This is a genomic window from Amycolatopsis rhizosphaerae, from assembly GCF_007713715.1.
GTDB classification, from domain to species: domain Bacteria; phylum Actinomycetota; class Actinomycetes; order Mycobacteriales; family Pseudonocardiaceae; genus Amycolatopsis_E; species Amycolatopsis_E rhizosphaerae.
In genome coordinates, this window is the sequence record NZ_VJWX01000441.1 from 1 (window position 1) to 5951 (window position 5951).

The 5951-nt window shown below is 69.6% G+C and carries 7 protein-coding genes; 3 read left to right on the top strand and 4 right to left on the bottom strand.

Annotation, left to right across the window (positions count from 1 at the left end):
- The first annotated feature begins 268 nt into the window (after positions 1-268).
- Entirely contained in the window at positions 269-736 is a 468-nt protein-coding gene (locus FNH05_RS29935; protein WP_144592207.1) for a DIP1984 family protein, read from the top strand.
- Positions 737-1008: 272 nt separating this feature from the next.
- Here FNH05_RS29935 and FNH05_RS29940 read toward each other — a convergent pair whose 3' ends face one another.
- Positions 1009-1605: a TetR/AcrR family transcriptional regulator gene (locus FNH05_RS29940; RefSeq protein WP_186382802.1), complete on the bottom strand. Its 597-nt coding sequence runs from the start codon at positions 1603-1605 to the stop codon at positions 1009-1011.
- 90 nt (positions 1606-1695) lie between these two features.
- On the opposite strand from FNH05_RS29940, the gene FNH05_RS29945 reads away from it, so the two are divergent.
- Positions 1696-2688 (top strand): amidohydrolase family protein, encoded by a 993-nt coding sequence (locus FNH05_RS29945; protein ID WP_144592209.1) that lies wholly within the window; start codon positions 1696-1698, stop codon positions 2686-2688.
- A 329-nt stretch (positions 2689-3017) separates the two neighbouring features.
- Here FNH05_RS29945 and FNH05_RS29950 read toward each other — a convergent pair whose 3' ends face one another.
- From FNH05_RS29950 to FNH05_RS29960, 3 genes are all read right to left on the bottom strand, one after another.
- Positions 3018-3464 (bottom strand): nuclear transport factor 2 family protein, encoded by a 447-nt coding sequence (locus FNH05_RS29950; RefSeq protein WP_144592210.1) that lies wholly within the window; start codon positions 3462-3464, stop codon positions 3018-3020.
- Positions 3465-3474: 10 nt separating this feature from the next.
- Entirely contained in the window at positions 3475-4344 is an 870-nt protein-coding gene (locus FNH05_RS29955; RefSeq protein ID WP_144592211.1) for a TIGR03619 family F420-dependent LLM class oxidoreductase, read from the bottom strand.
- Between the two features lie 107 nt (positions 4345-4451).
- On the bottom strand, positions 4452-5042 hold the full coding sequence (locus FNH05_RS29960; RefSeq protein ID WP_144592212.1) for a DinB family protein: 591 nt from the start codon (positions 5040-5042) through the stop codon (positions 4452-4454).
- A 163-nt stretch (positions 5043-5205) separates the two neighbouring features.
- Between FNH05_RS29960 and FNH05_RS29965 the strand changes: the two genes are divergently transcribed.
- Positions 5206-5951 (top strand): hypothetical protein (locus FNH05_RS29965; RefSeq protein WP_144592213.1); only part of this gene is annotated, 746 nt, incomplete at its 3' end.

Below are 5951 nucleotides of genomic sequence, written 5' to 3' on the forward strand. Positions count from 1 at the left end.
CCCTGAACCCCCATGCGGTGCCGGTTGAGGCGTTGGCGCGCCACTGAGGGGGCGAAGCCCCTGGACCCCCACGCGGAGCCGGTTGGGGCGTTGGCGCGCCACTGAGAGGCCGAACCCACTGAACCCCCGCGCGGAGCCGGTTGGGGCGTTGGCGCGCCACTGAGGGGGCGGAACTCCTGGACCTTCGCGCGGATCCGCGGCGGAAAAGGCGTTGCGGCTTGATCGCGAGCGTGACAGCCTCCGCCCGGACACAGGGGGTGGAACGAGAATGAAGCTGGCCGAGGCACTGGTGTTGCGTGCGGACGCGGCGCGCCGGCTGGAACAGCTGCGGGCCCGGGTCGTCGGCAACGCCCGCTATCAGGAGGGCGAAACACCGGCGGAGGACGCCGGAAGCCTGCTGGCTCAGGCCAGGCAGGTGTGCGCGGAACTGGAGTCGCTGATCCGCCGGATCAATCGTACGAACTCCGCGGCACGGCTGGGCGAAGGGACGATGACGGATGCGCTCGCGCGCCGGGATGCCCTGCGGCTGCGGCACGGGGTGGTCACCGCGGCGGCGGACGCGGCCGCCGGGCGGGATCAGCGGGGCGGCGGCCGCCAACTGCGTTCCGAGCTGATGTTCCTGCCCGCCCTCCCCGTCGCCGAACTGCGGGCCGAGGCCGACCAGCTGGCCCGCGAGATCCGCGAACTGGACGTGAGCATCCAGCGCACCAACTGGGAGGTGGATCTGCTGGACTGACCGGGATCCGGACAGCAGGAGCAGGTAGTCATCCGGAAAGCGAGCACACACCGTGAGCCGGCGGTCAATCCGGCTTCTCCGGTGCGCGGAGGGCAGCGCGGGGGTTCAATTCCCCACTTCATCGGGCAGCCCCGCACGGCGTACAGGTGACAGCGCACGGCGCACAAGTGATCACCACGTGCTGGTTCCGGACGACGAGGGCGGGTTCGGGGCCTCCTGCTGTCCTTTCCCGCTGGATCACCTGCTTTCCGCGCCCGGCCTCGAGGACCTACTCAAGCCGCTGACGCGGCCAGGGCGGCTCGCAGCATCGGCTGCACCAGGGTGCTCACCTGAGCGTCCGTCAGATCGGCCAGTGCGCTCGACCCCAGGATGTCGCGCACGAAGGTCACCCCGATCAGGACGGCTCCCAGCAGGTCGATCCGCAGGGCGATCTCCGGATCGTCGGGATCGCGGCCGTCCGCCCGCGCGATCAGGTCCCGGATGGTCCTCCGCAGTTCGATGGCGACGTCAGGGTTACTGGGCGCGGTGCGGAGCAGGGCCAGGAACGGGGCGGATGCCTGCCCGCCCCGAAGCGCGGCCAGCAGGTGCTCGACGAACCCGTCGAGATCCCGCGTGTCGGCGTCCGCGGTGTCGGTGATGTCGGCCGGGTCCGCGCCCTGGCTCAACGACGCCAGGAACAGGGCGCGTTTGGTGCCGAAGTGGCGAAGGACCAGTCCGTTCGCCGTGTCGGCGCGTCGCGCGATCTCGCGGATGGTCGCCCGGTCGTAGCCCTTCTCGGCGAACGTCGTCCGCGCGGCGGCCAGGATCGCCTCGCGGGAAGCCGCGGCGTTGTGGGCTCGTCTGCCCCGAGTCGGCGTGTCAGGCGTCACAGCCAAAAGTGTACCGGCGTCCACAACTTGGGAGTAGAACGGCCTGGTAGCCAATGTGTACACGCGTTCATTTCTGAGGGGTGGTCGAACATGGTTCACACGGTTGTCGATGTGCACTCGCATCCGATCGTGGATTTCGGCGATGGCGAGGATGCCGGTCTGGGCCTGCCGATCGGCGCCGCGCCGCCCTGGAGCGCGCACCGTCTGCTGGAGCTGATGGACGAGCACGACGTCGCCGCGACGGTGCTGTCCTTGCCGAACGCGGCCAACCGGATCGCTGACCGGTCCCGCGCCGCCGGGCAGGCGCGCCGGTCGAACGAGTATCTCGCCGGGCTCGTCGCGGAGCATCCGGCCCGTTTCGGCGGACTGGCCGTGCTGCCCGGCCGCTCGACCGACGACAGCCTCGAGGAGATCGCCTACGCCCTCGACGTGTTGCACCTCGACGGCGTGTCGTTCTCGACCTCCGTGGCGGACGAATATTTGGGGAGTCCCCGATTCGATCCTCTTCTCGCCGAACTGTCGGCTCGGGAAGCCACCCTGTTCGTCCACCCGGTCGAGGCCGTGGCCGCCCGGCCGATCGACGGGGGGCTGAACCCGTCGATCTTCGAGTTCGTCTTCGACACCACCCGGATGATCGCCACCATGGTGGTGCACCGCGTCCACGAACGCTTTCCCCGCCTGAGGGTGATCGCCACGCACGGCGGTGGGACCATGCCGTACCTGGCTCGCCGCTTCCAGGTGCTGCAGAACGTGTTCGGTGCCGGCGAGGGGCGTGCACCCCTGACCGAGCAGGAGCTCACCGACGGGTTGCGGTGGTTCTACTACGACCTCACCGCCGCGACCAGCCCGGCTCAGCTGCCCGCCCTCCTCGACCTGATGCCCACGTCCCGTCTGCTGGCCGGTTTCGACCACCCGTACATGCCCGCCTCGACCTACGCGGAGTCCCTCCGGCAACTGCGGCGCAGCCCGCTGCTGACACCGGAGGACCGCAGCCGCATCGCCCATGGCAATGCCGCCGCGTTGTTCCCCGCCCTGGCGGCCCGGTCCGCGATCGCGCCCACCTCCTCCGGCCCGGCGGACTGACGCGGCCGCTTCACCGCAGCGCTGCCTCACAATCCCCGCATCGAGGCAGCTTGCGCCAGTGGTGGGTGCGTTCCGAGGGGAGGCACCGCCTGCCGCAACGCGAGCGCAGGCCGGTGCTCGGGTGGTAGTCGAGGGCCGGCGGCACCCAGTGCGTGGACATCGCCTCGGTGTCCGGCAGCCAGCCCCAGTAACGCCCGAGAGAAACGGCGTCCGCGCGGGATGCCGTGGAAAACCTGCCATGCATGTCCGGCATGGTCCGGCCGGTGGGTCCGCGACGGATCGCGGACGCACCGGTGGTAACACGGCGCTTACGCACGTGCCCGGATTGTTTACCCTTCGACGCGCCGCGCGGTGGCCATCGCGCGTTCGACCTCCCAGAAGGCGCGCATCGAGGTGACGAGCCCGTCGTCACCGACCCGGTAGACGAACACGCCATCGGTGTCGACGCGGTAGCCGCCCGGCAGGAACGTGGTGATCGTGCCGACGTTCGCCACCTCGCTGCCCGCCGCGTGCGAATCACGGATGACGAACCGGAAGCGCTCCACCTTGGCGATCGCGAGGTCCCAGAAGGCCGAAATGCCTTCGCGGCCGTGGTGCCCCTTGCCCTCCGGGTCGAAGCCCGAAGGACCGACGGGATCTTCGATCACGGCGTCTTCGGCGAACAGCGCCAGCCATTCGTCCTTCGCCCCGCGCACCACCGCGTTCATCGACCGCCACGCCGCCACCCGGGCGGGCGGTTGTTCGGCGGTGGTGTCCCAGCAGACCTCGATCGGCATGCCCGCGCTCCTACAGGTTGGAGATGATCTCGTCGGCGAACTTCTTGATGGCGTCCTTCTTCGGACCGAGGGGGTCGCCGAACCCGATCCCCTCGAACACCCACGGCTGGGTGATCACGTCGGTCACCCCGATCTCGGCCTGCTGCCGGTAGCCGTCCAGCCCGAACCGGTCGACGCACACGGCCTGGAACTCGAAGGGCTCATCGGCTCGCCCGTACTCGGCACGCAGCGCGTTCAGTCTGGTGATCGTGTCGCGAAGATCGTCGAACTTCATCATCGCGCTGGCCCAGCCGTCCCCCACGCGGGCCGCGCGCCGCAGTGCGACCTCGGTGTGCCCGCCGATGTAGAACGGCACGCGCCCACTCGGCGCCGGGCTCATCTGCAGCTTGTCGAAGTCGAAGAACCGGCCGTGGTACTCGGCCATCCCGCCGTCCAGGATCAGCCGCAGCACCTCGATGGCCTCATCGACCCGCTTGCCCCGGTTCGCGTACGGCGCTCCGCACCATTCGAACTCCTCCGGGGTCCAGCCCACGCCAAGGCCGAGCCCGAACCGGTTGCCGGTGAACGCGGCGACCGACCCCACCTGCCGCGCCAGCAGCACCGGGTTGCGGGAACCCAGCTTCAGCACCGAGGTGTAGAAGCGGATCCGCTCGGTGACCGCCCCCATCGAGGCGACCGCGACCAGGGGATCCGCCCAGGGCGTCTCGGCGTTCCAGAACCTGTTCCCATCCGGGGTGTAGGGGTAGTCGGCCGACACCTTCTCCGAATAGAAGAGCGAGTCGGGCAGCACGACCGAGGAGAAACCGTTCTCCTCCGCCGTTCGCGCCAGCTCTCCGAACTGCTCGAGCGGGTTCATGGCGACCGAGACGCTGAACTTCATACCCTGAGGCTATAACGTGTTCTAATTTACGTCGAGAGTGAAAACGGCGGCCCGCCGTCACGGCGCGAAGGTGCCCGGAAATGAGCCTGCCGACGCCCGCACCACCATCAGCGCTGGCCGGCTTCGCGCGCCACGCGCTCCAGCCGGTCCCGGTAGTCGTCCCACCATGCCTGATCACCCGGCGGCAAGTTGTCGTTGCCCTTCTGCATCCCGGCGGCCCCGTCGATCAGCTCCCGGACGACGTCGGCGTGCCCGGCGTGGCGATGGGTCTCGGCGATCATGTGCACCAGGATCCGGTGCAACGTGACCTCGCGCCGGTCCACCGGCCACCAGGGCACCTGGCCGGTCGCGTCCAGCGCCAGCGCTGCGATGGTCGCGTCCGCATGGGCCCACGCCCGGCGGTACAACCCGATGATCTCCGCGCGCGACTCGTCGGCGGTGGCCCACAGGTCGGCATTCGGTTCGGCGTCCTCGCCGAGCCAGGGCAGCGGCTGGTCGAACGGCCGTCCGAAGACCAGGCCGAAGTACCCCAGTTCCGTACTGGCCGCGTGCTTGACCAGTCCCAGCAGGTTGGTTCCCGTCGGCGTCAACGGGCGGCGCACGTCGTACTCCGACAGCCCGTCCAGCTTCCACAGCAACGCTTCGCGGGCGGCTCGCAAGTAGCGGTGAAGATCCGTCTTCGGCTCCGATCCGATCATGGCCGGCAGTCTCCCACCGGCCACCGACAGAACGGTGGGTGTCGGCAAAGGAACCATCCCTCGTCCCGGTACGTTGGCGCTATGTCCGGTTCGGCGTCGTGATGGTGTTTTCGCAGGCATTCGACGTCGTCCGGTTCAGGACACCAACCCGGGAGAGTGACCGATGGGCACCGCGATCACCCTGATCGTGCTCCTTCTCGTCATCGTTGGCGCCGTCGCCTACTTCGTGAAGTCGCAGGCACAGAACCGTCAGCGCCAGCTGGATGACGCCAAGGCGGACGCGCGGCGGCTGGTCGAGCGCCTCGGCGGTCAGGTGCTCAACCTCACCGGCACCGACACCGCCTCACAGCAGGCCATGGCCGACGCGGCCGAGCGGTACACCGCGGCCGGATCGCAACTGGAGCAGGCCAGGACGATCGAGCAGGCCAGGCTGGTCAAGGAGACCGCACTCGAAGGGCTGTACTACGTACGGGCCGCCCGGACCGCGATGGGCATGGATCCCGGCCCGAAACTGCCCGAAGAAGCCGAACGGGAGCGCGCGGGCAAGGTGACCGAGCACCGCCAGGTCCAGCTCGAAGGGCAGACCTACGAGGCCTCGCCCGAACCCGGCGCGAACACGCCGTACTACTACCCGGGTGGCCGGGTGGCCGGGCGCCCGGTGCCGCAGGGCTGGTACAGCCAGCCGTGGTGGAAGCCCGCGCTGGTCGCCGGCGCCTGGGGCCTGGGCTCGATGCTGCTGTTCAGCACCCTGTTCACCGGTATGAGCGGCATCGCCAGCGCCGCGGCCTGGGAGTCCGGTTACGACGCGGGCCAGGAGGCGGCCATGGACGACATGGGCGACGGGGGCGGTGGCGACTTCGGTGGTGACGGCGGCGACTACGGCGACCCCGGCGGCGGCAACGACTTCGG